The organism is Rathayibacter sp. AY1G1 (assembly GCF_002932095.1).
GTDB lineage: Bacteria > Actinomycetota > Actinomycetes > Actinomycetales > Microbacteriaceae > Rathayibacter.
In genome coordinates this window covers 1-26,871 of sequence record NZ_PSUZ01000026.1, presented here as the reverse complement: position 1 = coordinate 26,871, position 26,871 = coordinate 1, and the positions used below count along the sequence as shown (strand labels likewise).

Sequence of the window (26,871 nt, the reverse complement as noted above, 5' to 3'; positions counted from 1 at the left end):
AAATGAGGGCGGGCCCTCTGGAGGATTCGAGGCGGCCGTTAATCGCCTCTGTTGGGCCGCTGGCGTGCCGGGCGGTCGAAGCAGGCCCGCCGAAAGCGAAGTAGACCGGGAAGAACCGACCGAATCGGGGTTGCGACGGTAGGATCTGAGGATGACCTCGTGTGAACTCGTCAGGACGGTGCCCTCGTGAGTGAGCCCTGGCTGTCTGCCGACGACGTCGCAGCGCATCTGGGCGTCACCAAAGAGACGGTTTACGTCTGGATCGCGGACAAGGAAATGCCGGCGCACAAGGTGGGTCGTCTCTGGAAGTTTCAGGCCTCCGAGGTCGACGCGTGGGTACGCGGTGGAGGTGCTTCTACCCGCGGCAGCGAGACCTGAGGCGAACGAAGCTGAGCGCCGAAAGCAATTCCTATTTTATGACGATTTGCCCTTTGGTAGTTGGAAAGAGGGAGGAGGCGATGTGACTGGCAAAAGTGACGAAAAAATTCGGTATGCACTGTCATTCACGAGTGGCTCCCTCTTAACTCGAGAAGCAGTTATAGCCGTTCCTCTTTATGAAAGAACTTGTGACTGGGAGGCGGTTCGCAAGCTCATTGGCAAAGACAATCTTTTTCAGACTCGAACCGTGTCCTCAGGGTTCCGGCTGGCAAGGGAGGTTGCTCAGCGACTCGCAGTACTCAGCGACGACGAGTTAGAACTCCTCGCGGACGCAGGCGGAATGGAGCGCGGCTACCTGATGTGGACGGCTGCGTGTCGCCGCTACGCGTTCATCGGCGAGTTCGCCGAGGAGGTCGTGCGCGAACGCTTCCTGCTGTTTACTTCGACGCTGACATACAACGAGTTCGATGGGTTCGTGCGAGGCAAGGCGCTATGGCACCCAGAGCTGGAGGACCTGAAGGAGTCGACGTTAAAAAAGCTCCGCGCGGTGGTCTTCCAGATGCTCGTCGAAGCGGGCCTACTGACCGACGATGGCGAGATCGTCCCTGTCATAATCTCGGGGAGACTCCTCGATGCCTTTGAAGCGCGAAAACCGAGTGATCTGCGGTTTTTCCCAGCAACGCGGGGCGGTACGCAATGACTCCGGGCGAGCTCAATCGGCAGGAGGAGCACCTGTTCGCGGTGCTCAGCCGCAGGCGCTTCCTCAACATGGAGGGACTGAGCAATGAGGTGCCGTTCTTCATATACCCATACCCTCCCGAGCACGCGCTCCACGTGGCGAAGGCAAAGAAGCGGATCAAGACCAGGCTCGCGACCGAGAAAGGCATACAGGTTCGCGAGGTCAACCTCTACGACCTCTCAGTGGACATTCTCAAGGAGCGCGGCGACTGGGAAGAGATTCTGGAGATCGAGCCGACGATCGACAAGTCCGAGTTTACCGAGGTGCTGCGCTCGATGCTCAATCCTCAGCAGCATTTGGCACCGGCAATAGCCGCGACCATCGCCGATGGTGGCTTCGACATCGTCTTCCTCACCGGCATCGGAGAGGTCTTCCCTTACATCCGCTCGCATAACGTGCTGAATAACCTTCAGAGCGTCGTGACCGGCAAACCAATGCTCGTGTTTTTCCCAGGCGAGTACAAGCAGTCGAACACGCTGGGTTCATCGCTCGAGCTCTTCGGAACTCAGCATGACGACCAGTACTACCGCGCCAAGAACATCCTGGAACAGGAACCGTGACCGCCATGCAACTTCAAGAGATCTTCGCCAAGGACGTCCAGCGTCCGATCGAAGGCGTTGTCAAGGCCGACGACGCCCGGAACCTGGGCACCGAGGTTGACGAGTACGTCCTCACAAACGAGGCGGCCAAGGGGCTGGAGCAGCTCCTTGAGGCATACACGAACCACACCAACGCCAACGGCGTGTGGGTCTCAGGCTTCTTCGGCTCCGGCAAATCGCATCTGCTCAAGATGCTCGCCCACCTCCTCGGCGATGTCGAGGGCCAGGCATACCCTCGTGGCGAGGTCTCCGCGACGTTCCGCGCGAAGTCTGAGGGTGCTTTCCTACCTGCTCTGATCACCAGGGCCGACCGGGTTCCAGCGAAGAGTCTGCTGTTCAACATCGACCAAAAGGCTCCGCTAATCAGCAAGGACCAGGCCGACGCACTGCTGCGCGTGTTCGTGCAAGTCTTCAACGAGTCGCGCGGCTACTACGGAGACCAGGGGTTCATCGCCCGGTTCGAGCACCAGCTCGACGAGGAGGGCCAGCTCGACGCGTTCAAGGAAGCTTTCCGGGTCATCGCCGGAAGAGAGTGGGAGGACCGCCGTCCGAGTTTCGGGCTACCGACCGTCCGCAAACAAGTCAACGAGGCGTACGCCCAGGTGACTGGTATCGACGCGAAAACGGCACCGGACATCCTGAAGATCTACCAGGACACCTACTCGGTCTCGATCGAAGACTTTGCGGATGAGGTAAAGGCATGGCTCGACAAGCAAGAGAAAGACTTCCGGCTGAACTTTTTCGTCGACGAGATCGGCCAGTTCATTGGCAACAACACCCACTTGATGCTGAACCTTCAAACCATCGCAGAGTCGCTCAACACTAAGTGTCAAGGCCGCGCGTGGATCATGGTGACATCGCAGGAGGACATGGATCGCGTCATCGGCGACCGCACCAGGCAGCAGGGCAACGATTTCTCGAAGATTCAGGCCCGTTTTAAGACCCGTGTGAAGCTCACCAGCGCCGATGTGGAGGAAGTCATCAGCAAGCGTCTGTTGGAGAAGAACAACGCAGGTACCGCGGCACTGAGTGCGGTCTATGCGGCGGAATCGGCGAACTTCAAGACGCTGTTCGACTTCGTCGACGGGGCGAAGACGTACCGCAACTACACGACTGAGGACCAGTTCGTGGGAACCTACCCGTTCGTTAACTACCAGTTCTCGTTGTTCCAGGCGGCAATTGAGGGAATCTCCGATCATAACGTATTCGAGGGCCGCAACAGCTCGGTCGGCGAGCGTTCGATGCTTGGAGTTGTGCAGCAGGTGGCGAAGGACATCGGCGATGTGCAGGTCGGACAGCTCGCGACGTTCGACAGCATGTTTGCGGGCATCCGCTCATCGCTGAAGTCTGCGGCGCAGCGATCCATCGATGTCGCCGACCGAAACCTGGAAGACTTGCTCGCAGTACGACTGCTGAAGGCACTGTTCCTGGTTAAGTACGTCGACGGGTTTCGTGCGACCGTCCGCAACTTGACCGTGCTGGTCTACGACCGGTTCGGCCTCGATCTGCCGGTGCTAGCAAAGCAGGTGCAAGAGGCGCTCACGCTGCTGGAGACGCAGACCTATATCCAGCGCAACGGCAATACCTACGAGTACCTGACGGACCTCGAGCAGGACATGGAGAAAGAGATAAAGGCTGTCGACATTGACGCTTCCGAACTTTCTGCCCGGCTTAACAAGATTCTCTCTGGCGATGTGATTAAGGCGTCCAAGCTGAAATACATCAAGAACGGTCAGGACTTCGCCTTCGGCTACAAGTTAGATGACCAGGTATTCGGGCAGCAGCGCGAGCTGGCGCTGCACTTCATCACCCCGGAGTACGCGTACTCACCCGAGGAGACCCGCATGCACAGTGCAGGCAAGGACGAGCTACTCGTAATCATGCAGGCGGACGACCGAGTGCTCACCGACCTGCGGCTTCTTATCAAGACTGAAAAGTACACTAAGCGCAAACAGACCAGCTCGCTGTCCGTTGACGAGGACCGCATCCTCCGTTCCAAGGCCGCGCAAAATGTCGAACGGGAGAAGGAACTCATCGAGCGCATGAAGCGCGCGGTCGGCTCCGCACAACTCGTGATCAACGCGGCTGATGTGTCTTCCTCCTCGCAGGATCCGTTGGCCCGGGTGACGGACGGCTTCCAGGACCTCATAGCTCGCACCTACACCCAGCTCAGCCTGCTCGGCGGAGTGACCTACGCTGAGCAGCAGATTACTGGTGCAGTCAACCCTGATCAGGGGGGGATGTTCGAAGCAACGAGTCTGTCGAAGCTTGCCGGCCCGGGCAACGAGATGCTATCGCACGTGCTGCGCCGCGATCGTCTCGGCGAGCAGGTTACGGTGAAGGCGCTTGTGGACACCTTCGGGGCGAAGCCGTATGGATGGGATCTTGCCTCCACTGAGGTCGTGACCGCCTATCTCGTTGGTGCCGCGAAGGTGACGCTGTCTGTAGACGGCAACACACTCAAGCGCTCCGAAGTATCCATGATTCTGCGGAACACTCAGAAGCACCCGCATGCCGTGGTCGCGCCGCAGAAAAGCTTTGACGACCGCAAGGTCGTCGCGTTCCGCTCGTTCTGCATCGACTTCTTCGATGATCCCGCCGTGACTAAGGACCCGCTCGAGCTGGCCCACTACGGCGGCGAGAAGCTGCGCGCAAAGCTCGACGAACTTAGGGCGCGCGTTACCGAATCGAAGTACCCCTTCGTCAGTCAGCTCGGCGCGCCGATCGCGCTGCTCGAACAGGTCGTCGGCAAGAGCGACGAGTGGTACCTGACCGACTTCGCCCTCGCCGACGAACTGCTGGAAGCCAAAGACGACGTTATTGACCCCACCCAGGCGTTCCTCAGCGGCAATCAACGCACCATCTACGACGACGCGGCCAAATTGCTCCGGGACAACGCCGGCAATCTCACCTACCTGCCGCAGGGCAGCGACGAAGCGGTGACTCACCTGCTCGACGATCCGCAGGCGTTCCGCGGCAACAGGATGACCCAGCTCAAGCACGCCGCCGACACGCTAAGCGTTCAGATCACTAATGCGGTAAGTGCTAATCGGTCCGGCGCTGAAGACGAGATTACGACCCGTCGGGACGCGCTCCTCATCAGCACCATCTACGCGGACGCCACGGACGAAGCCAGGACAAGGGCGGCCGCGCAGATTGACTCACTCATCACCCGTGTTGGCCTCGAACGTCAGATCGCCGTCCTCCGCGAGCTGGCTAACGGATTCGAAAAGACCGGATACCCGGCAATCCTCGACCAACTCGCCGCGGCGCGGCGTGAGGCCGATCCGGACATGCCACCACCGCCCACCAAGCAGACCGTCTCCATCAAAACGATCACCGCACGCGGCGTCATCGGACCCCTGGAGACCCCCGACGACGTTGACATATACATCATCGCCCTGCGCGAAACCCTTATCCAGGCTCTCGACGACGGAAAGCGGATCGCACTCTGATGGAAACCGCACCGTTGAAGTCGTTTGCTACGTGGGCGCGCACCGAGCTGATCAGGGAGGTCGGCGCCCGGATAGCCTCTGTGCTTGCTCCGGGGTCCAGCGAGCGCGTTGAAGAGGCGCCCGCGATCGAGGCGCTGGAGCGTGCCGTCAAAGCCGCTGGCGATGAGGCTGCCGGTCGCGCAAAGGTGGCGGACACGGTCGCCTACACCTGGTTTAACCGCATCATTGCGCTGCGGTTCATGGACGCCAACGGCTACAGCGGCATCGGGGTCGTCTCACCCCACCGCGGACAAACTTCTGGGCAGCCGGAAGTGCTTGTCGACGCCAAGCGCGGCGTCATCGACACCGAGATCGTCGGGAAGCGCACGGCAGGAACTGTCACCGCGCTCCTAGACAGCACACGCCGTAGTATCGATCCGCACGGCGAGGCGTATAGCCTGCTGCTGTCCGAATACTGCCGACATTGGCACCGCTCAATGCCGTTCATGTTCGAGCGGGAGGGCGACTACACCGAGCTGCTCATCCCGGCGAACCTACTCGCCGACAACTCAGTGCTCGCTCGCTCGGTGATAGTGCTCACCGAGGATGTCTGTCAGGACGTCGAGGTCATTGGCTGGCTCTACCAGTTCTACATTTCGGAACGGAAGGAGGAGGTCTTCGCCGGGTTCAAGAGAAATAAGAAGGCCGGCGCCGATGAAATCCCCGCAGCCACACAGCTCTTCACCCCGCACTGGATCGTCCGCTACCTAGTGGAGAACACCCTCGGCCGCCTGTGGATGCTCAACCATCCCGGCTCGCGTCTCGTCGACCAGATGGACTACTACGTCGCTCCGGTGAACGAAGAGGCCAGCTTTCTAAAGATTGGCAAGGCCGAGGAGCTGACCGTCATCGACCCAGCGTGCGGATCGGGGCACATGCTGACCTACGCCTTCGATCTGCTCTACGCGATCTACGAGGAACAGGGCGAAGCTCCGGCCGAAATCCCGGGCAAGATCATCGTTCACAATCTCTACGGCGCCGAGATCGACCCGCGCGCAGGGGCGCTGGCGGCTTTCGCCCTGACGATGAAGGCCCGGGCCAGGCAGCGCACCTTCTTCTCCAAGCAGGCCAGGCCAAACATTTGCGTCATCGACCCAATCTCCTTCAGCGCTGATGAGCTGAGCTACCTCGTCACCAAAGACGGCGACCGCCACGCGGAGGAAGCGTTCTGGAACCAGTTCGCCGAGGCCGACACCTATGGCTCACTCATCCAGACCGACCACGCCCTGACCGCCCGGCTCGACGAGCATCTGGCGACGCTCGACGACGAAGGCGACATGCTCCATGCAGACGCCCTAAATTGGGGGCGAAAGGCGATTCACCAAGCAACTTTCTTGTCCGCACGTCGATCAGTTCTCGTAGCGAATCCTCCATACATGGACGCCCGCAACATGTCGGGGCCTCTGTACGAATTCGTAGTTGAGAACTTCCCTGAAGGCTTTACCGGTATAGATCTCGCCTTCGTGCTACGATCGCGTTCGTTGGTCCAGCCAAAAGGATATCTCGGGCTCCTAACCATGGATAGCTGGCTCGGGAACGTCGAATGCGCAGATTTCCGGGATGTTGTCCGCGACGCATTGCTTCCCAGAATCGTCCTACAACTCGGTCCGCGCGCCTTTCCTCAAATAGCCGGTGAGGTGGTGCAGGTTGCTGCCACCATCTTTGAGAATTCCACCCCTGGCACCGCCCTCAGCACTTTCATTGGGGCCACCACAGGCGCCACAACGGACGCGAAGATCGCGCAGTTCAAGGACCTGTCTCGACGGTACACGCACCCACTTGACTGGTTCGATGTCTTTCCAGGCAGGGTCTTCACGCCATATGCCGCATCTGAGACTGCCCACACCACGTTCGCCTCGGCGCCTACGATGAAATCGATTGCTGAAGTCCGCACAGGTCTCCAGACTGGAGACAACACAAGATTCCTGCGGCAGTGGTTTGAGGTCTCCTTTTCTAGCGTACGACTTGGAGGATCCAAAGATACCTCCCGCTGGGTGCCGTACGTGAAATCAGCTTCGGCGACTCGATGGTTCGCACGCGAGGATTTGGTCGTCGACTGGAGTAGTGACGGTGCCGATATCCGTGCGCATCCCAGTTCTGTGCTTCGCAATTCGACGTACTACTTCCGACCCGGGCTTTCCTATGGCGGGCTCGCCGGATATCTTAAGGCGCGCTTTGTGTCAGAAGGGGCCATATTTGATCAAAAAAACTCAATGGTTTTCACTATCGGTTCAACTACGACCGAGCAGTTACTGGCGCTCATGAACAGTCCGGCGTTCGAAGCCCTAGCGCGGCTTGTGTCATCAAAAGGATTCGGTGTCGGCACGCTGGCACACCTTCCTATCCCGAAGGAGATCCTTGCCGCGCCACGGATCGAGGAGATTGCGCGACGCGCGATTGAGCTTTCACGAACTGGCTTTGATCGATCAGAGACCTCGCGCGGGTTCGGTGGGCTCGAGTCGATCTTCTTGGGTGCCGAAATTAATCCTTCGCTTCGGATCAACGTGGAGTCCACGCTGGATCGGGATGTTCGTACTCAAAGTGAACTGACAGAGCTTGAGGCCGAGAACGCACTGCTGTTTCAGATGGCTTTGCTCGCTGAATCAAGAGAGTCGTCCGATGCCGAGCCGTCCTCATTGCCGTACACTCAGGCTTCAATTGTGCGAGATTTAATCTCGTACGCGGTGGGATGCATGTTCGGTCGCTACAGCCTCGACGAGCCGGGTCCGATCCTGGCAGACCAGGGTGCGACGTTGCAGGACTTCCTAGCTAAGGTGCCGTCTCCGTCGTTCACGCCCGACGCGGACGGTGTCATCCCGATCGTCGACGGAGACTGGTTTGAAGACGATATCGTCGGGAGGTTCCGTCAGTTCCTGCGAACCGCGTTTGGACAATCGCACTTCGAGGAGAACCTGTGGTTCATCACCGAGTCGCTCGGCGCCAAGAGCCTACGTGACTACTTTGTGAAGTCCTTCTATAAAGACCACAGTCAGAGGTACAAAAAGCGCCCGATCTACTGGCTGTTCTCCAGCCCGAAGGGCTCGTTCAACGCGCTCATTTACATGCACCGTTACAGTCAATCGACTGTGTCCACGGTGCTCAACGACTACCTGCGTCAATTCCAGGCAAAGCTTCAGGCGAGCTTGACCCAGGCGGAGCGTTCGAACAACATACGAGAAGTCGACCGGCTGCGCAAGGTGCTTGTCGAGCTAAACCAGTATGAGCATGACGTCCTTTACCCGCTCGCAACTCAGACGGTTGCAATCGATCTCAACGACGGCGTGAAGGCCAACTACCCAAAGTTCGGCTCCGCTCTAAAAAAGATCCCCGGGCTAGAGGCAGCCGAATGATTAGGTTCGAAGATCGCGACACCAAAGTCGTCCTCATTTACGAGTCAGATTGGGGATCTGTCAGCTGGGTCGATGACAAATTGCGCACCGACGGTGAGGCAACCGTGTCTCGGACGTTCACCGTGCGTCCGGCGGATCTACTTCCCACGGAAAATGACGATGACGGGGACGCCCGAGTCTTCGTGATCGGCGCGATCGACGATGAATATCGAAGTATTCGTGACAATGTGCTCGGGTTGAAGCACGACCTGCGCATTGCGAAATCCATCAAACTCACGCGAGCCATGTTTGTCGCAGAACGAGACATCTCGATCTTCCGACGCATTGATGAACTTGTCGAAAGTCCGATCGTTATCGGCGGCTCGCACTCGTCCGCCATTCCCGAGGACGAGTTCCTCAAGCTACTGGGTACGTTCCCAACAACTACCGAGATGAAGCTTTACGCCTGGACGAGGATCACGCGGGTGCTTTCCGAGTACATGGAAACCATGACGGACGCGGAGCAGCGCCTTGCAGGATATATGGCACGACGAGCGAGATCGAAGCCGAAGACCCAGGATCAGCCCAGTGGCCGGATTCCTGCCGCGACCAAACTCGAACTCGCGAAGTTCGAGTTCGTCAGAGATCGGCTGATCGAGATGCTGCGCGATGCCGAGGCGTACTCCGAGGCGGAATGGCAAGCGACGGTCGCCGACCTCTTCCTCCTCATCTTCCCACAGTACGTGGCCGTTCTTCACAACGTGAATGTCAAGGAGCGCTACTCAAACCCAGGGAAGTCGACTAACCGGTTCATTGACCTGCTTCTGGTAGCGGCCACTGGCACTGTAGACGTTATAGAGATCAAGAAGCCGTTCGAACGCGGCCTTGTGTCGAGAAGTTTATACCGTGACAACCATGTGCCCGTCCGTGAACTTACGGGGTCGATCATCCAAGCGGAGAAGTACCTGTTCTACCTGAGTAAGGCGGGTCGTGATGGCGAGATAACCATCACGGAGGCCCACTCGAAGGACCTTCCGAGCGGCATCGAAATAAGTATCTCGAACCCGAAGGCATTCATCTTGGCTGGACGAGACAGCAATCTGTCTATCAAGGAGCGATTCGACCTGGAGTTCGCTCGCCGCGCTTACTCGAATGTGACGGATATCATCTCGTATGACGACCTGCTCCGAAGGGTGGAGAACATCATTGCGTCCCTGACGAAGCGAGCGGAGAGGGCAGCTAGCCGTTTCGCCATTGAAGATCCGGTGACCACGTGAGTGAGATCGCTGGCGTCAGGGAACACCTCGCGCGCCGCTTTATCGCACAACGGGTGGTCTTTTGGCAGGACCCGAACGACGAGTACTCGACTGACCTCGACAAATTCAACCTACCGGGCGTCTCGGTCATAGAGGTGGCAAATAACGAGTACATGATCAAGAACTTGCTCCTTCACCGAGATTCAACAAGGAAGTTTCTTGTCTATATGAAGGGTGCCGCAATAACAGGCACCGATAACTGGCTACTCGATCTTGAACTTGCCTATGGTGTCTTCACGGCCGACCGCACCTCCCTCATCCAGAGCGATCTCGGCCTCACGGCTGATGGGGTCGGCGAGATACTCCGCGCTCATGAAAAGTTCTTCCGTGCCGCCAAGCGGGCGCAGGCTCTCAAGGCGCTTCTTGATTCGGAGGATGGCTCAGACCGGCTTCGCGCGAAGATGACCGCAGTGATCCTTGGTCAGTCGGAACACAGCCTCCTTGAGCTGACGCGCGCGCTCCTCATTGAGAATGCGGCTGGCGGTACCGCCAAGTTCAAGGCGGTCGCGGACCAGCAACTTGACGAATTCTACTGGGGCGGCGTCGCGAAGATCTACGGGTACTCGTCGTCGGCTCCGAGCATCGATGATTTCTTGCTGTGGATGTTCCAGCAGGCCATCGGCGGCTTCCGTAGCGACCACCCTGGCGGTCTCCGCAACATCCAGCTTGACTTCAACAGCTTGCGCTTCGATCTGCGCAGTCAGGGCAGCATGGCAACGCTCGCTAAGCGCGTCGCATCAAGCATCAGTTACGCGAACACGATCGAGAATGTCGACTTCCGCGATCTCGTCGACAACGACCTCTTTGAGGAGGTGGACCAGAAGATCATCAGCGATCTCGCGCGCGAAGTCGTGTCCCGCACGATGGCCGCGCGCGAGGTGGCTGACGTCGTTCGCAAGCGCAAGAGCAGCATCTGGGCGGAGGGATACCGCAAGGTCTACGCTGCCATCGAGAGCGGCTCCGAACTGCTGAGTGAACTCTCGCCGCTCGCGCCGACCATCACCTCGTTCGATGACGGACTCGACCGATATCGGCGCCAGTGGTACCGAATCGACCAGCTCTACCGGCAGTTCGTCTACGCCGCCCGCACCTCCGAGCACCCGAAACCACTCGAGGAGCTGCGAGGCGAGGTCGAGAAGTTCTACGTGAACAAGTTTCTGTTCCAGTTGGGCAACGCCTGGCAGCCTCACGTCGACGGCACTGACAGGTGGGGATCGGCCGTGCTTCGTCCGCAGACCGCGTTCTACTCCGAGCACGTCGCGCCGATTACTAGAGGCGGCCGAAACAAGGCGGTCGTGATCATCTCGGACGCCCTGCGCTACGAGGTCGCTGACGAACTCAGCACGCGCATCCGCCAGGAGGACCGCTTCGACGCCGATCTCGACGCCGTGCTGGGCGTGCTTCCGAGCTACACGCAGCTCGGCATGGCTGCGCTATTGCCGCACAGCAAGATCGGCCACTCCAAGAACGGCGATCCTGTGCTGGTCGACGGGCAGCGCACTGACGGTTCGGCGAACCGTACAAAAATTCTGAGCGCCATCGATGGCAAGGCAATTCAAGCCGAGGACGTTTTCTCGCTGTCACGGGACGAGCTGCGCGACCTCTACAGCCAGCACCAGGTGCTGTACGTCTACCACAACCGCATCGACGCAACCGGCGACAAAGCGGGTACGGAACGGCAGGTCTTCGAGGCTGCGGAGGAGACGCTAAGGGAACTCCTCGATCTGGTAAAGCGACTGACCAACGCGAACGCGACAAACATCCTCATCACCGCCGACCACGGCTTCCTCTTCCAGGACACAGCCCTCACCGACGCCTTCTACCTCTCCACGCTCCCGCAGGGCGACAACATCGTCACCACGAACCGGCGCTATGTCCTGGGTCGTGGAATTAAGCAGAACGACGCGTTCCGCACCTTCGAGCCGTCGCAGCTTGGACTGGACAGCGACCTTGAGGTGCAGATTCCGAAGTCTATCCACCGGCTGCGGCTACCCGGAGCGGGTTCACGGTTTGTCCACGGCGGGGCATCTCTTCAGGAGATCGTCGTCCCGGTGCTGACGGTCAACAAAAAGCGCCGCAGTGACACTCGACTCGTTCACGTCGAGGTACTGCCCGAGTCGGACAAGATCACCACGGGGCAGCTCGTCGTGAAGCTGTTCCAGTCCGAGCCGGTGAGTGAAAAGGTGCAGCCACGCACCGTCCGCGCAGGCCTGTACGTCGGGGAGACGCTGATCTCAAACCAGAAGGACCTGACATTCGACCAGGATTCAGGCGACAAGCGCGACCGCTACCAGAACGCCAACATGCTGCTTAGCCAGGACGCTAACGATTTCAACAACCGCGCCGTGGAATTTCGACTCGAAGAGCGCATTCTGAACACTAACCAATGGCGTACCTACCAAAAGGCGCTCTACACACTCCGGCGCTCGTTCGCTTCGGACTTCGACTTTTAAGGAGGGATCGATGAGTCTCGACAGCACCATCAACACCAAGGAAGCGGCCGACGCCGCACCCTCCGTGCAATCTGATCTCGACCGAAAAATCAACAGGCTCTTCCCCGGTGTCGTTGTCCGAAAGGACCTCGTCAAGGCGGTCAAAGGCAACGCCATCGTGCCCTCGTACGTGCTGGAGTACCTACTCGGCCAGTACGCCGCATCCGACGACGAGGCCACTATTCAGGCCGGTATCGACGCAGTTCGCAAGATTCTTGCCGACCACTACGTGCACCGGAACCAGTCCGAACTGGTGAAGTCGATGATCCGGGAGCGTGGGCGCCATCGCATTATCGACAGAGTCGCGGTCACTCTAAACGAGAAGGACGACGTCTACCAGGCAGAGTTCGCCAACCTCGGCATCAAGGGCGTGCTAGTCGAACCCGCGACCATCAAGGCGCACCCGAAACTCCTCACCGGTGGAGTGTGGTGTATCTGCGACATTGAATACTTCCACAGCGAGGACCAGCGCATTGTCCCGTGGATTCTCGGCTCGATCAAGCCCATTCAGCTCTCCAATTTCGACTTCGACGGCTACCTCACCGCACGGCGCGGGTTCGCCACCGACGAGTGGATCGACCTTCTTATTCAGTCGATCGGCTTCAATCCCGAGGCGTTTGGCCGGCGCGCAAAGCTGATCCAGCTCGTGCGTCTCATACCGTTCGTCGAGCGCAACTACAATCTCATCGAGCTAGGACCGAAGGGCACCGGGAAGTCGCATATCTTCTCGGAGTTCTCGCCGCACGGCATGCTCATCTCAGGCGGAGAGGTAACTGTCCCGAAGCTGTTCGTTAACAATTCGAACGGGCGACTCGGCTTGGTTGGCTACTGGGACGTCGTCGCCTTCGACGAGTTCGCGGGCAAGAAGAAGCGCGCAGACAAGGCGCTGGTCGACATCATGAAGAACTACATGGCGAACAAGTCCTTTTCCCGCGGGGTTGAGACTCTCGGAGCCGAGGCGTCAATGGTCTTCGTCGGCAACACCTCGCACACCGTGCCTTACATGCTAAAGCACTCCGACCTGTTCGACGAACTGCCCGAGAGTTACCACGACTCTGCCTACCTCGATCGGTTGCACCACTACATCCCAGGCTGGGAGGTCGACACGATTCGCAACGAGATGTTCTCCGGCGGCTACGGATTTGTTGTCGACTATATCGCCGAGGTGCTAAAATCGATGCGCACCGCCGACTACTCCGACCGCTACCAGCAGCATTTCACCCTGTCACCTAATATTTCTACGCGCGATCGTGATGGCATCCACAAAACAATTTCCGGGCTGATGAAGCTGCTTTACCCCAATGGCGAGGCAACTCGCGAGGAAATCGAAGAGGTCCTGCGCTTCGCCATTGAAGGCCGAAAGCGTATCAAAGACCAGATCCTGCGTATCGATGCCACGATGGCAGACGTCAAGTTCGGGTTCACTGACCGGGCTGGAACGTGGTCGCCGGTGATGACACTCGAGGAGCAGGAGTACCCGACCTACTACAACCAGCGGGCGGCATCGACGCCCGAGAAGTCGGAAGCTGATGCCGACTCGGTGACCGTGCGCGCCGAGGTCGCCACGCTGGTGCCTACCGCACCAGTCGTGGCGACAATGGCTGAGGCTGAGCTGCACGAGGGGCACCGCGAGTTCCAGGAGAACCAACGCGGCATCTCATACGAGTCCCTTTTACTTCCATACTTGCATGGCGCATCGAATATCACGATCATCGACCCGTACGTCCGTCTCCCGCACCAGGGCCGAAACCTCGTCGACCTGCTGGCCTTACTCGCGTCGGTTAAGGACGCGGCCGAGGAGATTCGGGTTACGCTCGTGACCAAGGGCCAGACGGGGCAGTACGAGCAAGCACACCTGTTGATGCTTAACGACATCCAGGACAGCGCGTCCGCCGCAGGAATCAACATCACGGTCACCTGGGACGAGACGATACACGACCGCTCAATCCGTGCCGACAACGGCTGGACGATCCTCCTCGGCCGTGGCCTCGACATCTTTCAAAAGGGCTCGGGAAGCCAGTACGACCTCGCCGCCCGCCGCCAGGAATTCCGACAGGTCGTCGCCTTTGGTGTGACATACATACGTGGAGAGGCCGGAAATTGATACGCTTGCACATTAGTGGAGCGGCATAGGAGGTCCTCGCGCGCGAGCAGCTGGCTGCTACAAAGAGAGTAGTCACTCTTGATCTTGCTTGGAGACACACCTGATGGAGCAGAAGCTGTTCCTTATAGATGACCTGGACGGCTTCCTCATCGAGGATGACGGTGGGACTATCGCTTTCTCCGTTGACGGCGCGAACTTCGAGGTCGACCTGTCGGAGAGGAACACCGCCGAGTTGCGACGCGTGTTCGAGGGGTACTTTTCCGCTGGCCGACCGGTGCGCGGCATCAGTACGCCCGCCACATTCTCCGCTCGAGGGAAGAGCAACCCGAATGCTTGGAGGCCATTTGGGACTGGGCCGCTGAACACAGTCATGAGGTGTCGCCTCGCGGCCGAATCGCCGCACCCGTCCAGGAAGCGTACGACGCCGCCCACCAAGTCGGGCGTGTGACGGATTGGGTGCGCGGTTCTACGTAGTGACTGGTTCAAGCTTGAGCGACCAGCCGACCGGCTTGTCGACGGCGCGGCCGTCCTGGCCTGTGAACACGTAGAAGTAGAACGTGGAGAGCCGCTTGTCGTTGCTGCCGGACAGGGCGCCGGCTGCGTAGAGGCGCGTTGCCCCCTGCTCCCCCACGACGGCTTGCGCCCAGGCGGTGCACTCGTCCGGTTCGAGGACCTCGGAGTTGCCGACGAGGAGGTTGAGGCCCTTCGCGGACACGCTGACCAGCGAGTGCGTTGGGTCGGCGCTGGAGTCGGGTTCGAGCTCCGCGGGGGGTCCGCGGTCCATGAGGACGGATACCTCGGCGCGCCGGTTGGTCAGCGACCGTCCCCTGAGGCGTGGGAGCTGTCGTGCGCGAGCGTGTGCGAGCTCGTGCAGCTGGGCGTCGGTGAGCCCGGGTTGTGAGGTGATCCGTTCTCCTGCGTCGGTAAAGAGGGTGCGTTGCATCGAGCGGATGTCGCGCTCGTGCTTGTTGACGATCTTGCGGACGAGTGGCGGGACCATGCCCGGAGCTTAGAGGGAGGGGAGACAGTCCTCCGTCGGTCGTGGGACGCTGACGGTATGACCGCTCCCCGCACTCCTCTGGCGCGAACCGCGTTGTTCGCGAATGGCATGGTGTGGTTCGGGGCGTCGGTGATGTTCTTCGCGATCGCCGGCGAGCAGACGTACGCGGCGTTCACCGGTGAGTGGTTCAACGTCCTCGGCTGGGCGCTGATCCTGGCCGTGGCGGTGGGGCTGGCGGTCGTGGGCGTGATCGAGAACCGGAACATTTGCGCGGGGAAATCGTACCGGCCGCGACCGCGCCGCCGATGACCCACTTGGCTTACGTTGCCCTGCGGTCTGACTTCTTCTGTTGACTGGCCTACTCGCCGCGCATCTCCCTCAGCAGCCGTTCGCGCAAGGCCCAGCTCTCGCACGGTGAGCTGGGCCGGCGGCCGGTGCTAGTTCGCGGCGTCGTACGCTTCGACGATCTCGGCGGAAATGCGGCCGCGGTTGGACACCTCGTGACCGTTCTCGTTCGCCCACTCGCGGATCGCCTTCAGCCGCTGCGGGTCGCTCTTCTTCGCGCTCACCGTGGGGGTGGAGCTGCCGCCGGCGCGGACGCGACGGCCTGCGGACACGTACTTCTCAAGCGCCTGCGTCAGCTGGGCCGTGTTCTTCTCGGACAGATCGATCTCGTAGTTCGCGCCGTCGATCGAGAAACGGACGGTGCCGCCGCCATCCTCGATCGGGGAACCGTCAAGGTCGTCAACGAGAGTCATTTTCTGAGCCATAGGACCACTCCTCCATATTTACGTACAAAACAATCGCAGCCTCTAGTCTTATCAGATCAGACCGGGACGCCACGCGAAGGCACGCCTGCCTTGCAACCGAGTTCAACCAGTTGTCCTCTCGCCTTCTGGTGGTTTGTCAGCCACGTCGTCCTGGCGTCCGCGGCTAGCGAGCGCCTCTGCCGCTGGCCGCCGGGGGTGGCTCTTCGCCGTGGAGCCGTTCCGAGAACCCCGAGAGGTTCATGGCGTTGGGAGTCTCCTGTCGCGAAAGTTCCTTCACCGCTCCGACCTCTAGGAACGTGATGTGCACTTCCTCGACTCCACGCACGCGGCGGTGGCGAGCGATGGACCAGAGCACTCTGATCTCCCTCAGGATGAGCGCCACCCACCCGACGTTCGTATCCGGTTGCACGAACTGGAGGGTTCGACGCCAGTGCTTGTCGTGGGGTGGGCCTGCCGTTTCAAGGTAGTTGAGGGTGGGGCCGTTTCGTTCCAGCGCTGGCACATCTCCTGGTGGTTTCAAGCTGATCCCGACCTCCTGGGAGCCAAGCGCGAGTCCGTGTTTGGCAGCGTTGTAGATGTTGGCCTGGTCCAAGAAGACGTCCGCGCAATGATGCACAAGCAGGACCAGGGCCTCACGATGGTTCGCCCATCGTTCCTCCGTCTGATCTATGAAAATCGACCTATCAGGCGAGCCGGTAAAAACCGCAAGCAGGTCCGCAATCGTCTCTTCTTGCTCGAGGTCCCGGCGCAGCTTGCGGACTGCGTCTTTGAACGCGCGGGGATTCGTGAACTCCGACAGCGCGATCCACGGGCAGGGGTTCGAGTGCGCGTGAGCGAGGTAGATCCGTAGCAGCGCTTCGCAGGCGTGGTGCAGAAGCACCGTCGATTCGATTGCTGCGTATTCGCTGCGCTCCTGCGTGCTGAGCTCGTCGGGCTCACCAGTGATTGATCCGAAACGAAGAGACGCGGGACGACGAGTTCGATCGTCCGCCTCACCCACCATGAGCAGCAGAGCCGTCAACCGCGAATCGAGATAACGGTGCGGCGCCATCTCGTAAAACTGTTCATTCAAGGCCGGGAACTCATCAACGCTGATAGACACGGGAATAGGCATGATCCATTCTCCTTCACCGGCCGGCGGATACGTCCACCCTCCGGCGCAAGGGTCGGCGCATGGCGAAGGTCTGGTCCAAGCTCGTGCTCACTGCGCTGATCGCTAACTGCATGGTGTGGTCCGGACCGTGGCTATTTACCGCTCGAGCGTGGGCAGCCGTTTCACCACGCGTAACCGGGGGTCGAGGGGGCTCTCCCCCTCGTGCGGGCCGACCCGCTTCGGGTCGGCCCGCACACACGCTCAGAGAGCGATCGCGTGGAGCATGAACACGGTGGAACCGATGGGCTTCCCGAAGTCGGTGTACTCCTGGGTCGCTCGGCGGTTGGTGATGAGGTCGAGGGCGACCAACTCCTCCTCGGACTCATCCATCGTCGGATGGGGGTCGTCGGAGCGCAGCACGGTCCGGTCGGCGTCGAGGACTCGCCAGAGTCCCCAGACTCGGGCGACGGGGCCGGTCGTCTCGTACTTGAACACGAGAGCGGTCGCGGTGGGCCAGCCGTGCGCTGCCGCGGCGACGATGAGCGCTCGTGCGGCGGCGGCGGTTGCGGCCTGGTCGCCGGAGGCGGTGGCGGCGTCGACCGTGGCTTGCGCGTCGCGCAGCGCCGGGGTGTGTCCCCACACGTCGACGTCGACAGCGGGAGTCGTGGAGGTGGTCATGGTGAGCCTTTCTACCTAGTCGAAGCGGGAGGGCGGAGACCGGCGGCCGCCAGTCCCTGCGGAGCGGGCTAGCTCAGGCCCGCGGCGTCGGCGGCGGTGGTGTCGCCGGTGACGACCTGCTCGACCGGGGAGAGCGCGTAGCCCCAGGCCGCGAGCTGGCTGAGGTGAGCGGCGGCGCGCTCGTCGCCGCGGCGCCACGACTCCTTGCTCGTGTTCGCCTCCTGCCCTCCGAGAACGACGGCCAGCGCGACCAGGCGGGCCTTCGCCGGGTTCGCCTCGACCAGCGCGCCGAGAGCGTCGGCGTGGAAGCCGGAGGGCTGCGAGATCCCGAGGAGGGTGTGCGCGAGAGCGTTGCCGCCCGTCATCCCGGAGGACACCGAGAAGCGGTGCACGGTGAGGCCCAGGGCGATCACCCGGTCCGCGTCCTTCGGGAGGGTCTTGCGGGGGAGGAACGAGGCGATCCACTCGCGGCGCACCGTCTCGGCCGCGTTCCACGCCTTGTTGCAGGAGATGAGGATGCGACGCTCGGCCTTCTGCTCGTCGGTCATCGGTCCGGCGGTGTTCCCGCCCTCCTTGCGGAAGCCCGCGGCGCGGGGGTCGGTGAGGTAGTAGCTGACGTCGGCGCTCTTGCCGGTGAACACGATCTGGACGTAGGCGGCGCGTCCCTCGACGTTCTCGATGTCCGCGGCGTCCACGCGGGAGCCGTCTTCCTTGCGGCAGTCGCGGATGTGGGTGTGGCTGGTGTCGCCGTAGTAGACCTCGCTGTCGAGGATCGCGAAGCCGCGGGCGGTCAGCTCGGCTTCCGCGGCGGCCTTGACCTGTGCGCGGGCTCGCTCGTCGCGGGCGCGCTGCGCGGTGTGGACGAACTGGGCGGGATCGGTGGTCGCGACCTTGATCAGCTGTCCGCGGGTCTGCTCGTCCTCCTCGAACTCCAACAGCACCGCGGCCTGGTCCAGGGTCAGCTCGTGCTCGTGGAGAACGGACGTGACGGTCACGGACTCCGCGACGGCCAGGCCCTTCTTCACGGTCGCGGTCTTGGTGCCGGTGCGCTTCGCGATCGCTGCGGCGGACACGCCCTCGAAGGAGAGTTGCGCCCACGCGGCGGTGCGGTCCGCGACGCTCAACTCGGCGCGCTGGTCGTTCTCGATGATCTGCTGCACGATCCGGTGGGCGGTCGTCTCGTCACCTTCCACGACGTAGACCGGAATGGTGGCGACTCCGGCCTCGCGGGCGGCGAGGGTGCGGCGCTGTCCGGCGCGGACGATGACGTTGCCGTGCTCGTCGCGGCGGGCGAGAACAGGGGTGATGACGCCGTTCTCGCGGATCGACGCGATGAACTCGGGCGTGACCGGGGCGCTGGTGCGCACGTTCGCCTCGATGATGAGGTCTCCGGGTGCGACGTGCTGGATGGTCCCGGTTCCTAGGGTGATAGTCACGATGGTTTCTCCTCAATCGGTGTGTGATCATCGAGACGGCAGGCTCTGTGGTCCCGGACCCTGGTTGCGGGGCATGTCCCTTGTCTCTTCCTGATCGTTTTTCTTTGCCTCTCCGGCGAGTGATAACCAATTCAGTGGAGCCGGCGGAGTGACGGCTCTCTCGGGCGAAATAAGGGAGCGTGCGACCGCGTCCGAGAGAGACGGCACGCAGCCGGCGGAGCGAGATAGGTTGAAACCGCGGAGAGGTGAAGAAAACCTCCAAAGCGCGCCGCGTAGCGGCTCCTCGTTGCGGCGCTCCGTCGCCGCTGCGCGAGCAGAAGCTCGCGCCCCCGGAGGGGAACACCGGGGTGTGTGAGGGGGTCGCCCCTCACGGGCCGGCACGAAGGCCGGCCCGCCACCGGTCACCGGCCGGGTCCGGCGCTCGAGGTGTCGATGGTCTCGGCGAGACGGCGGATGACGCGCACGGCGTGAGCGTGCTGCTCAGCGGTGATGCCGACGCTCATAGCCTCCGAGTAGGTGAGCATCGCGGGCGTGCGGAGCCAGTTCGCGGCGACTTGCGCCTGCGGCTTCCGCAGGAGCGCCGCGGTTTCGCGCAGCTGGCGCAGAACCGGGTTGAGGGTCGTGGCGCTCATCGCGCGGGCGTCTCGGTCGGGGCTAGGTACGCGATCAGCGCGGCCGCGTAGTCGGTCCCGTCGTCGGTGACGGGGAACCCTCCGGGGCCTCCCTCCCCCGGCAGGGTGAGCGTGTTGCGGATGTGCGCGAGGATCTCGGCGTCGGTGGCGGCGGCGTCCTCGTCGGACTCATCGCGGCGGGTGGTGAGGATGAGGTCGAGCTGGGCGGCGGTGGCGCGGCCGGTATCGGTGCGAGTCATGGCTTGTTCCTCTCAGCGGGTGACGGTCTGGCCGTGACGGCGGATCGCAGCGCGGCGGGCGTACATGACGCACATGCGGAACGAGCCGCTGGTGAAGCCGTGCAGTTCGTCGGAGTGCCACGCCTCCCACCGACCCGACGGGCGGCGCGTGACGAGCACGGACGGCGTGGTCTTCGGATCGGTGCCCTCGACGCGCACACTGACGGCGCGGGTGTTCGCGAGGGTGGGGTAGGTCTTCGCCGTGGTCCGCGGAACGGTGCTGGTCTGCATGGTCTGGGTGCTCCCTCTGGCTGATCGTTTTTCTTTGCCTCTCCGGCGGGGAAAACCGTTTGAGTGGAGGCGGCGGAGTGACGCCGATCACGGGCGAAATAAGCCCGCAGGGCGCGTCCGGGATCGGTGGCACGCAGCCGCAGGAGCGAAATAGGTTGAAACCGCGGAGAGGTGAAGAAAACCAAGAAACGAGCCGCAAAGCGGCTTCCTCTTGGCGGTGCTCCGTCGCCGCTGCGCGAGCTAGCTCGCGCCCGCTGATGCGCTTGCAAGGACGCAGGACAGGGCAGGCCTTGAGTGTCGGCGGTTGCTGGTACTTCTTCGGTATGGATTCCGAAGAACTCCCGCCAAGCGTCGTCGGCATCATCGAGTACCTCGCGATGATGGCCAAGGGTTACGGCAACCACCTCAAGTGGAACGAACAAGCTCAGTTCAAGGCCGACCTCATGCACGTCCGCCACCGGTGGACGCCGGTGAACACCGCTGCCTTCCGTGCTCGCTGCCTACATGAGGGCATGCGCGAGGAGGACGTGGCCGAGCTGGTGGACTGGCTCGACAAGGCCAAAGCGGGGCGACGCCTCGTTCCGCAGCGCAGCTACCGCAATTTCCGTTTCCCGGCTCCTCCTGAGAACCCGGCACCGCCTCGCCTCAGTTCGCGTCGCGACTGGTAGAGCAGTTCCCGGACGGGCTCAGCGCTCGTTGAGACGAGCTCGCGGCGCGGCCGTCGTGACGACGGCGGTTGCGCGGGTGAGGTTGGGGCCGATCGCGTCGGCCTCGATCACGCGTCCCGTGCGGCGGTTCTCTCCCTCACCCCAAGCGACAGTGTGCTCGTAGCCGACGACGATCACGCCGTCGCCCTTGTGGAGGGAGGCGAGCACGTGTTCGCCCAGCTCGAACTTCGCTTCCACGAAGTGCGTCGTCGGCGCCTCGTGCGCGGTCCACTCCCCTCCGCGGAACTCTCCGGTGTTCTCGATCACGCGCAGCTTCACGATCTGCACGCGGCCCGCCTGCACCGCCTCGGGGTCGGTGGCGAGGTTCCCGGTGATCGTCCTGGTGCTCATCTGCCTTCTCCTGCTCGTTCGATTCGTGAGTCGTCCCGTCGACGTCGGCGGGATCTCGTCTGCGGCATCAGCCGCGGGGGTGTCAGTGGGGGGCGTCTCGATGCCCCAGGACGCGAGAGCGTCGCGCCGGGTGACCTCGACGGGCGGCTCGGACAGCGCCCTGCGCTGTTCGAGCTCGGCGCGCGTTACAGCGACGCTCGGGAGACGCCGCTCGTCGCCGTAGGCGATGCGGTAGTACCGATCCGCCTCGTTCTCCAACCAATCGACCTCGCCCTGCCGGTCAGCGCGCCCGGCGAGATACCCGGCCCGGTACTCGTCGCCCGAGGCGTCCGGGCCGCTCACGCTGCGTGCTTCTCGATCAGGTCCGGGCGGAACCCCGACCAATGGTCCTGATCGCTCGCGACGACAACCGGGGCGGCGGAGTAGCCCAGCTCCTCGGTGATGTACGCGAGCGCTTCGGGGTTCGTGGTGATGTCCACGACGGTGTACTCGATGCCCTTCTTATCGAGCACCCTGTAGGTCATGGTGCACTGCATGCACGACGGCTTCGAGTAGACGACCAGGCCAAGTTGCTTCTGCTGCATCATCGCGATCCTCTCGCACCTTCCGGGGTGTGGGCGTCGCCCTCGTCGTCGCCGGTCGCGTGCTCCGCGATCCACAGGTCCGCGGCCTCGCCCTGTCCGAATGCTCGCAGGAGTCCGGCCAGCGCGTCGACCTCGCAGCAGCTGAGCCGGACGGCCAGCTCGTCGGCGGTGTCCCCGTGGGAAAACACGGACGCGAACTCGGCCACCGCGCCCCAGAGGGTCGGCTCCTGCGCCGCGGGGCTGGTGGTGATGGTGTCAGACATGGCGTTTCCTCCTCGGTGGTGGTGGTGCGGGTCAGGATTCGGTGCGGGTGAGGGTGTCCACGAACATGGCGCCCTCGGGGCCGGGGATCGTGGCGGTGTGTGCCAGCGCCCACCCGTTGCGTGCCATGCCCGAGAGGTCGACGTCGCGCTCGGCGATCCGGCGCAACTGGCTCTGCATCCCGTCCTCGTTTGCGGCCGGGACGAAGGTGCTGACGGTGGTGATCTGCTGCATGTTCTTCCTCTTCCTCATCGTTTTTTTGCCGTGATTCTCAATCAGATTTGTCAAGCCAGCGGGGGCGTTCAGGCTCATCTGTTCTTCGTTCTCTCCCAGCGTTTTCTTGCCTGGAAGGCACGTAGTGCCGAGCAGGGTCGGAGGTGGGAGCGCAACCCGGAGGGAGGCGGAGGAGAGGTTGTCGGCGCGATGGGAGGGAGCGCAGCGACCGCGTGCCGAGAACGTCGGAGGAGCCGGCCGCGCAGCGGCTTGCGTGGACGCCGGAGGCCCGTACGCTGCCGAAGGCTTCCAGGCAAAATGCGCACAGCGCTCAACACCGCGCCGAGCGGAGCTCGGCGTCCACTCGTTCGCCCACGGCTGTGAATCGCGAAGCTCGTCGCGACGGCTGCAGCCCCACGGAGCATGCGCTCTCGGCGCGCTCGCGATCCTTCGGAGGGGTACTCGAACGAGGTCCAGGCCGCAACCCGGTCTCCCTGGTCCTTCGAACAAGCCACCACCTGCAGCGATCACGAGTGGACGCGAACCTGTCCAAAATTTCAGGTTATAAGAATCTGGTACTCAGACGTTGCTCGGGAGTACGTTGCCGCTTGTAGAAAGATCCGACGTATCAATGAGGATGGTTGGTTCACTTGAAAAACACAAAAACGAATAAGTGGCTGCGAAGTCGTATCGCTCTCGGAGTGATTCTCGCAATGGCGATCCTCGGCGGCGGGGCGGTTGCCGCGCAGGCTGCCAGCAGATATGTGGGCTCCCCTGTTGTGGTACAGGAGCAGAGCAACTGGTGCTGGGTCGCCGCGGGTAAATCCCTGACGAGCTACCATGCCGGAAGTAACCCGTCTCAATGCACCGCATACAAGTGGGGCAAAGGCGGATCTACCTGCCCGAACAACACCGGGACTCTCGGGAACATCTACAGCATTCTCGTTTCCGCGGGCCTCGCAAACCCCGGCTCAATCAGCTCGGGATCGCGTTCTTTCTCCAACATTCAGGGTGATCTGAACGTGAACCGGCCAGCGGTAGCACGATGGGGCTGGGACAACACAGGCGGATCGACTGGTCACATCGTGGTAATCCGTGGCTACGACAACTCGGTATCCACGGTGTCGTACATGAACCCGCTCAATTCCTCGTACCAATCGAACACCTACTCCTGGATGGTGGCTGGCGGCGGTCACAAATGGACAGACACTCTTTACGGGGCGGCGAACTGATTATGAGAAACCTAACTCGAATCGTCGCCGGATCAGCTCTGGCCGTAGCGTTCAGCTTGGGTTCGCTTGCGACCGCACAGGCAGCAACTGAAGGCATCCCGTCGGATGTGCAAGCTGCCTACTCCACCGAAGCACTTGAAAAGCTGCGAACTGCGGATGAAACACTGGTGACGGTGGACGAAACGGGCGTTCCCGACTTCTCCTCGGCTAGCTCGTTCGGGACTCCCCATCAGGTGAACTTGTGGAGTTCCGACTTGATCTCAGGAAAGGCATCCAACACCCCAACCTCGCCTCTCGAGGAGTGGCTCGCTCCGATCCTCGGACCGGATGGAGAACCGGTCGGCACGTATCGGGTCTGGCGTCCCACGTCGGACAGCAAGGCGGAGCTCGCTGGCTACAACGACGACACTGAGTTGGTGGGCGCACTGCAAGCCCTCAGCGAGAAATCCGTTCTGGTGTCGGACCCCACGATTGAGGCGTGGTACGCGGTCAGCGACGGTTCCGTGTCGGCGCTGAACGAGTCCGCGGCGAGGGAAGTTCCATACACGACTTCATTGAATGAGGTCGCAAGCATCGTCTCGACGCGTTTTGCAGAGTCAATCAAAAATTCCGAAGCGACCGGCGAGGGCGCTGCTGGAGGTATGACAGTCCTCGACCGGCGCCCCTGGTATTACGGGATGGATCCGTGGATGCTTGGAGCGGGAGCATTTCTCTTGCTCGCTTCAGCGGCCGGCGCTTTCTGGCGTGTGCGTGCTAACAGACAGGCGCTAACCTCACCTCACGCGCTCGAATGACGCAAGGCGGTTAGCCGAAATTCGAAGACGGAAAGAGCGGAGGGGCGGGGCCACAGGCCTCGTCCCTCCGCTCAATTAGCTCCACCCCATGTTGTTCGATCACGATCACCCGGCCGTGTCAGACCATGAGATCGACCAAAACTGGTCGTTACCGTCTTTCTCCTCCACCAGAGCACCAACTGCGCGCCGCACAGTCGGGCGTCTGCCTTCTAGCAAAATCCCCTGTTCGTCTGACTGAGGTAAGAACGTTGGCCGGATTTTGCAGCAAGCACCATATTCCACCCAGATTAAATCTGGATCATCTGACTCGGGTACACAGCCTTGAACCTGTAGCTGTGTCGGCGTCGGTCTGTAGACGGTCTGGTCGCGGAAGATTGCCCAGATCACGTTGATGCGTCGTCGGGCGAGAGCGATCAGCGCCTGCTTGTGCGATTTGCCTTCTTGTCGCTTCCGTTCGTAGAACGAGCGCAAGACGGGGCAAGTTCTGGCCGCGATGAACGCCGACTGGAAGCAGGCGTTGAGTAGCCGCCTGTCGTAGCGTCGGGGGCGGTGGTGGTTGCCGGAGATCTTGCCGGAGTCGCGGGGCACGGGGGCGAGGCCGGCGAAGCTAGCGAGCCGGTCGGGGCTCTGGAACGCGGCGAGGTCGGCGCCGGTCGCGGCAAGAAAGTCCGCGGCGAGCCGTTGCCCGAATCCTGGAACTGACACCAGCAGATCTGCGCAAGCACTGCCTGCCAGAACGGCGTCGATCTCCGCTTCGAGCTCAGCGAGCTCGTCGCGGATGCGGAGCAGGTCACGAGCGGAGCGACCCACCAGCCGCGCCGCTGCCCCCTCCCCCACAACTACCGAGGTCTGCTCGCGAGCAGCATCGACCGCCGCCTTTGCAACGGCCGCAGACTTCCAGCACCCCTGCCCCTTCAACCACGACGCCAAACGGCTCTCGCCCATGCGCCGGATCGCGGAGGGCGTCGCGTATCGGGTGAGCAGTACCAGAGGTCCCCTGGTCGTCGCATAGTTGAACGCTCCCTCGAGCGACGGGAAGTAGCGAACCAGGATCGCGCGAAGCCGATTCACGGTGCGAGTGCGGTCGTGCACTAAATCCTCCCGACGCGAGGACAGCAGTCGCAACTCGGCGGTGAACTCGTCGGCCTGCCGCATCAGAGTCACGTCTCGCCTCGTTCGCACCTGATCCGCGATGATGACCGCGTCCTTCGCGTCCGTCTTCGCCTCGCCCCGGTAAGCGCCCGAGGCGTGATGTACGACTCGGCCCGAGATGTAGAACAGTGGCTGCGCGTGCGAGCTGAGCAGTGTTTGCAGTAGCCCTGTCCCGCCGTAGTTCAGGTCCGTCGCCCAGGCGACGTCGGTGCCGCCCGGCAGCGATGCGACGTCGCCCATCAGGGTCAGGATCGCCGTTTCTCGGTTCTTGAACCGTTGCGAGAGCAGCTTGGTTCCGTTGGTGTCGATGACGACGCAGTGGTGTTCGGTCTTGCCGGCGTCGATACCGGCCCAGAGTTGTGGCATGCAGGGTCCTTCCGTTGAGGGGTGCGGTGCGCCGTGAACGACCGTGCCGGCATGTCCTTACGGGGCGATCTGGTCGCGTGTCTCAATGAGCGGTCCTGCCGTTGCGGGGTCCCGGGCGGCTCATCATGGCGTGCCATCAGGCGGCTGAAGGCGGTCAGCCATACCCGGGACCCCTGGCGCGTTCCGGAGCCTACAACTGCCCCGGATCCACGGAAATAACGGTAAGGAAGGCGGTTCTCCGCCTTAGCAACCGAAGGGCGCAGTGCAACCCGGAGGGCGGCGGTGGAGGGAGTTTCGGCGCGAAATAAGGGAGCGCAGCGACCGCGTGCCGAAAGTCTCGGAGGAGCCGGTGGCGCAGCCACTTGAACGGAGCCCGTAGGTAGCTACGAGCGCAGCGAAGCGGAGGGAGCCGCCGAAGGCTTCACGGCAAAGAAGCGTGAGCTCAACGGGCGAACATCAGCGGCCGGCACCGCCGGCCGAACCTCTGGGCGGCGCTCCGTCGCCGCTGCGCGAGTGCAGCTCGCGCCCCCGGAACGGGGATGCCGGGGACCCTTCTATGGCTTCGAGTCAAGACCCAACACGCGATGAAGCGGTCGGTCGTCGTCTCGGCCTGAGACCCCACGGCGCCGGTCAGGGAGTCGA

General features: G+C 62.0%; 25 protein-coding genes and 2 pseudogenes. 14 read left to right on the top strand and 13 right to left on the bottom strand.

Translation table 11 applies throughout. The features are described from left to right. Positions 1 to 186 precede the first annotated feature (186 nt). The 10 genes and pseudogenes from C5C36_RS14030 to C5C36_RS18275 all read left to right on the top strand — a co-directional run bounded on the left by C5C36_RS14030 (position 187) and on the right by C5C36_RS18275 (position 14,925). The gene (locus C5C36_RS14030; RefSeq protein ID WP_104309916.1) at positions 187 to 378 is read left to right on the top strand and encodes a helix-turn-helix domain-containing protein; all 192 of its coding nucleotides are present in this window, start codon (positions 187 to 189) and stop codon (positions 376 to 378) included. Further along, positions 344 to 1,078 (top strand): DUF1819 family protein, encoded by a 735-nt coding sequence (locus tag C5C36_RS14025; RefSeq protein ID WP_308470906.1) that lies wholly within the window; start codon positions 344 to 346, stop codon positions 1,076 to 1,078. The genes C5C36_RS14030 and C5C36_RS14025 overlap by 35 nt, the downstream gene beginning before the upstream one ends. Further along, positions 1,075 to 1,677 carry a DUF1788 domain-containing protein gene (locus C5C36_RS14020; RefSeq protein WP_104309914.1) on the top strand — a complete coding sequence of 201 codons (603 nt, stop codon included), beginning with the start codon at positions 1,075 to 1,077 and terminating at the stop codon, positions 1,675 to 1,677. The genes C5C36_RS14025 and C5C36_RS14020 overlap by 4 nt, the downstream gene beginning before the upstream one ends. Positions 1,678 to 1,682: 5 nt before the next feature. Then, a complete protein-coding gene (gene brxC, locus C5C36_RS14015; RefSeq protein ID WP_104309935.1) occupies positions 1,683 to 5,171 on the top strand; it encodes a BREX system P-loop protein BrxC in 3,489 nt (1,162 codons plus the stop codon). Next, complete coding sequence (gene pglX, locus C5C36_RS14010; RefSeq protein ID WP_104309913.1) at positions 5,171 to 8,560, top strand: BREX-1 system adenine-specific DNA-methyltransferase PglX; 3,390 nt, start codon at positions 5,171 to 5,173, stop codon at positions 8,558 to 8,560. The genes brxC and pglX overlap by 1 nt, the downstream gene beginning before the upstream one ends. Beyond that, positions 8,557 to 9,816 carry a Shedu immune nuclease family protein gene (locus tag C5C36_RS14005; RefSeq protein ID WP_104309912.1) on the top strand — a complete coding sequence of 420 codons (1,260 nt, stop codon included), beginning with the start codon at positions 8,557 to 8,559 and terminating at the stop codon, positions 9,814 to 9,816. Before pglX ends, C5C36_RS14005 begins: the two co-directional genes overlap by 4 nt. Next, positions 9,813 to 12,308: a BREX-1 system phosphatase PglZ type A gene (pglZ, locus tag C5C36_RS14000; RefSeq protein ID WP_104309911.1), complete on the top strand. Its 2,496-nt coding sequence runs from the start codon at positions 9,813 to 9,815 to the stop codon at positions 12,306 to 12,308. The genes C5C36_RS14005 and pglZ overlap by 4 nt, the downstream gene beginning before the upstream one ends. A 10-nt stretch (positions 12,309 to 12,318) precedes the next feature. Beyond that, positions 12,319 to 14,451 carry a BREX system Lon protease-like protein BrxL gene (gene brxL / locus C5C36_RS13995; protein ID WP_104309910.1) on the top strand — a complete coding sequence of 711 codons (2,133 nt, stop codon included), beginning with the start codon at positions 12,319 to 12,321 and terminating at the stop codon, positions 14,449 to 14,451. Between the two features lie 103 nt (positions 14,452 to 14,554). Beyond that, positions 14,555 to 14,737: pseudogene (locus C5C36_RS18280) on the top strand (histone-like nucleoid-structuring protein Lsr2); the annotation flags it as partial. Between the two features lie 47 nt (positions 14,738 to 14,784). Then, complete coding sequence (locus tag C5C36_RS18275) at positions 14,785 to 14,925, top strand: hypothetical protein (protein ID WP_374954351.1); 141 nt, start codon at positions 14,785 to 14,787, stop codon at positions 14,923 to 14,925. On the opposite strand, the gene C5C36_RS13985 is transcribed toward C5C36_RS18275, so the two are convergent. Continuing rightward, positions 14,918 to 15,451, bottom strand: coding sequence for a hypothetical protein (locus C5C36_RS13985; RefSeq protein WP_104309908.1), 534 nt, complete (start codon positions 15,449 to 15,451; stop codon positions 14,918 to 14,920). The two genes, C5C36_RS18275 and C5C36_RS13985, sit on opposite strands and share 8 nt — an antisense overlap. Before the next feature lie 57 nt (positions 15,452 to 15,508). Between C5C36_RS13985 and C5C36_RS13980 the strand changes: the two genes are divergently transcribed. After that, entirely contained in the window at positions 15,509 to 15,760 is a 252-nt protein-coding gene (locus C5C36_RS13980) for a hypothetical protein (protein ID WP_146085343.1), read from the top strand. Positions 15,761 to 15,888: 128 nt separating this feature from the next. On the opposite strand, the gene C5C36_RS13975 is transcribed toward C5C36_RS13980, so the two are convergent. From C5C36_RS13975 to C5C36_RS13945, 7 genes are all read right to left on the bottom strand, one after another. Beyond that, positions 15,889 to 16,221: an Lsr2 family protein gene (locus C5C36_RS13975; RefSeq protein WP_104309906.1), complete on the bottom strand. Its 333-nt coding sequence runs from the start codon at positions 16,219 to 16,221 to the stop codon at positions 15,889 to 15,891. 163 nt (positions 16,222 to 16,384) lie between these two features. Then, positions 16,385 to 17,335 carry a hypothetical protein gene (locus C5C36_RS13970; protein ID WP_104309905.1) on the bottom strand — a complete coding sequence of 317 codons (951 nt, stop codon included), beginning with the start codon at positions 17,333 to 17,335 and terminating at the stop codon, positions 16,385 to 16,387. Positions 17,336 to 17,575: 240 nt separating this feature from the next. Then, a complete protein-coding gene (locus C5C36_RS13965) occupies positions 17,576 to 17,992 on the bottom strand; it encodes a hypothetical protein (protein WP_104309904.1) in 417 nt (138 codons plus the stop codon). A gap of 68 nt (positions 17,993 to 18,060) precedes the next feature. Continuing rightward, positions 18,061 to 19,428, bottom strand: a complete 1,368-nt coding sequence (locus tag C5C36_RS13960) for a ParB/RepB/Spo0J family partition protein (protein ID WP_104309903.1) — start codon at positions 19,426 to 19,428, stop codon at positions 18,061 to 18,063. Positions 19,429 to 19,829: 401 nt separating this feature from the next. Then, positions 19,830 to 20,060, bottom strand: coding sequence for a hypothetical protein (locus C5C36_RS13955; RefSeq protein ID WP_104309902.1), 231 nt, complete (start codon positions 20,058 to 20,060; stop codon positions 19,830 to 19,832). Then, positions 20,057 to 20,299 (bottom strand): hypothetical protein, encoded by a 243-nt coding sequence (locus C5C36_RS13950; protein ID WP_104309901.1) that lies wholly within the window; start codon positions 20,297 to 20,299, stop codon positions 20,057 to 20,059. Before C5C36_RS13950 ends, C5C36_RS13955 begins: the two co-directional genes overlap by 4 nt. A 12-nt stretch (positions 20,300 to 20,311) precedes the next feature. Next, positions 20,312 to 20,569 carry a hypothetical protein gene (locus C5C36_RS13945; protein WP_104309900.1) on the bottom strand — a complete coding sequence of 86 codons (258 nt, stop codon included), beginning with the start codon at positions 20,567 to 20,569 and terminating at the stop codon, positions 20,312 to 20,314. Between the two features lie 323 nt (positions 20,570 to 20,892). Here C5C36_RS13945 and C5C36_RS13940 point away from each other — a divergent pair, with 323 nt between their 5' ends. After that, positions 20,893 to 21,237 (top strand): hypothetical protein, encoded by a 345-nt coding sequence (locus C5C36_RS13940; protein WP_146085341.1) that lies wholly within the window; start codon positions 20,893 to 20,895, stop codon positions 21,235 to 21,237. Between the two features lie 18 nt (positions 21,238 to 21,255). Here the strand turns inward: C5C36_RS13940 and C5C36_RS17345 are convergent, their stop codons facing one another. Genes C5C36_RS17345 through C5C36_RS13920 form a run of 4 tightly spaced genes read right to left on the bottom strand, consistent with a single transcriptional unit; the run spans position 21,256 to position 22,784 of the window. Next, positions 21,256 to 21,969, bottom strand: a complete 714-nt coding sequence (locus C5C36_RS17345) for a single-stranded DNA-binding protein (RefSeq protein ID WP_146085340.1) — start codon at positions 21,967 to 21,969, stop codon at positions 21,256 to 21,258. Then, complete coding sequence (gene nrdH / locus C5C36_RS13930) at positions 21,966 to 22,214, bottom strand: glutaredoxin-like protein NrdH (RefSeq protein ID WP_308470905.1); 249 nt, start codon at positions 22,212 to 22,214, stop codon at positions 21,966 to 21,968. The genes C5C36_RS17345 and nrdH overlap by 4 nt, the downstream gene beginning before the upstream one ends. Next, positions 22,211 to 22,474 carry a hypothetical protein gene (locus C5C36_RS13925; RefSeq protein WP_219814900.1) on the bottom strand — a complete coding sequence of 88 codons (264 nt, stop codon included), beginning with the start codon at positions 22,472 to 22,474 and terminating at the stop codon, positions 22,211 to 22,213. Before C5C36_RS13925 ends, nrdH begins: the two co-directional genes overlap by 4 nt. Before the next feature lie 31 nt (positions 22,475 to 22,505). Further along, entirely contained in the window at positions 22,506 to 22,784 is a 279-nt protein-coding gene (locus tag C5C36_RS13920; protein WP_146085339.1) for a hypothetical protein, read from the bottom strand. Between the two features lie 602 nt (positions 22,785 to 23,386). Between C5C36_RS13920 and C5C36_RS13915 the strand changes: the two genes are divergently transcribed. Then, positions 23,387 to 23,917 (top strand): C39 family peptidase, encoded by a 531-nt coding sequence (locus tag C5C36_RS13915; protein WP_146085338.1) that lies wholly within the window; start codon positions 23,387 to 23,389, stop codon positions 23,915 to 23,917. Positions 23,918 to 23,919: 2 nt separating this feature from the next. Beyond that, positions 23,920 to 24,711, top strand: coding sequence for a hypothetical protein (locus tag C5C36_RS17340; RefSeq protein WP_146085337.1), 792 nt, complete (start codon positions 23,920 to 23,922; stop codon positions 24,709 to 24,711). Between the two features lie 336 nt (positions 24,712 to 25,047). On the opposite strand, the pseudogene C5C36_RS13910 reads toward C5C36_RS17340, so the two are convergent. Continuing rightward, positions 25,048 to 26,229, bottom strand: a pseudogene (locus tag C5C36_RS13910) (IS110 family transposase); the annotation flags it as partial. Between the last annotated feature and the right edge of the window lie 642 nt (positions 26,230 to 26,871).

Excerpts from the sequence above, each read along its gene's own strand:
- C5C36_RS14020 (WP_104309914.1), top strand. The coding sequence starts at position 1,075 with ATGACTCCGGGCGAGCTCAATCGGCAGGAGGAGCACCTGTTCGCGGTG.
- brxC (WP_104309935.1), top strand. The coding sequence starts at position 1,683 with ATGCAACTTCAAGAGATCTTCGCCAAGGACGTCCAGCGTCCGATCGAA.
- pglX (WP_104309913.1), top strand. The coding sequence starts at position 5,171 with ATGGAAACCGCACCGTTGAAGTCGTTTGCTACGTGGGCGCGCACCGAG.
- C5C36_RS14005 (WP_104309912.1), top strand. The coding sequence starts at position 8,557 with ATGATTAGGTTCGAAGATCGCGACACCAAAGTCGTCCTCATTTACGAG.
- brxL (WP_104309910.1), top strand. The coding sequence starts at position 12,319 with ATGAGTCTCGACAGCACCATCAACACCAAGGAAGCGGCCGACGCCGCA.
- C5C36_RS13985 (WP_104309908.1), bottom strand. The coding sequence starts at position 15,451 with ATGGTCCCGCCACTCGTCCGCAAGATCGTCAACAAGCACGAGCGCGAC.
- C5C36_RS13980 (WP_146085343.1), top strand. The coding sequence starts at position 15,509 with ATGACCGCTCCCCGCACTCCTCTGGCGCGAACCGCGTTGTTCGCGAAT.
- C5C36_RS13975 (WP_104309906.1), bottom strand. The coding sequence starts at position 16,221 with ATGGCTCAGAAAATGACTCTCGTTGACGACCTTGACGGTTCCCCGATC.
- C5C36_RS13970 (WP_104309905.1), bottom strand. The coding sequence starts at position 17,335 with ATGCCTATTCCCGTGTCTATCAGCGTTGATGAGTTCCCGGCCTTGAAT.
- C5C36_RS13965 (WP_104309904.1), bottom strand. The coding sequence starts at position 17,992 with ATGACCACCTCCACGACTCCCGCTGTCGACGTCGACGTGTGGGGACAC.
- C5C36_RS13955 (WP_104309902.1), bottom strand. The coding sequence starts at position 20,060 with ATGAGCGCCACGACCCTCAACCCGGTTCTGCGCCAGCTGCGCGAAACC.
- C5C36_RS13950 (WP_104309901.1), bottom strand. The coding sequence starts at position 20,299 with ATGACTCGCACCGATACCGGCCGCGCCACCGCCGCCCAGCTCGACCTC.
- C5C36_RS13945 (WP_104309900.1), bottom strand. The coding sequence starts at position 20,569 with ATGCAGACCAGCACCGTTCCGCGGACCACGGCGAAGACCTACCCCACC.
- C5C36_RS13940 (WP_146085341.1), top strand. The coding sequence starts at position 20,893 with ATGGATTCCGAAGAACTCCCGCCAAGCGTCGTCGGCATCATCGAGTAC.
- nrdH (WP_308470905.1), bottom strand. The coding sequence starts at position 22,214 with ATGATGCAGCAGAAGCAACTTGGCCTGGTCGTCTACTCGAAGCCGTCG.
- C5C36_RS13925 (WP_219814900.1), bottom strand. The coding sequence starts at position 22,474 with ATGTCTGACACCATCACCACCAGCCCCGCGGCGCAGGAGCCGACCCTC.
- C5C36_RS13920 (WP_146085339.1), bottom strand. The coding sequence starts at position 22,784 with ATGAGCCTGAACGCCCCCGCTGGCTTGACAAATCTGATTGAGAATCAC.
- C5C36_RS17340 (WP_146085337.1), top strand. The coding sequence starts at position 23,920 with ATGAGAAACCTAACTCGAATCGTCGCCGGATCAGCTCTGGCCGTAGCG.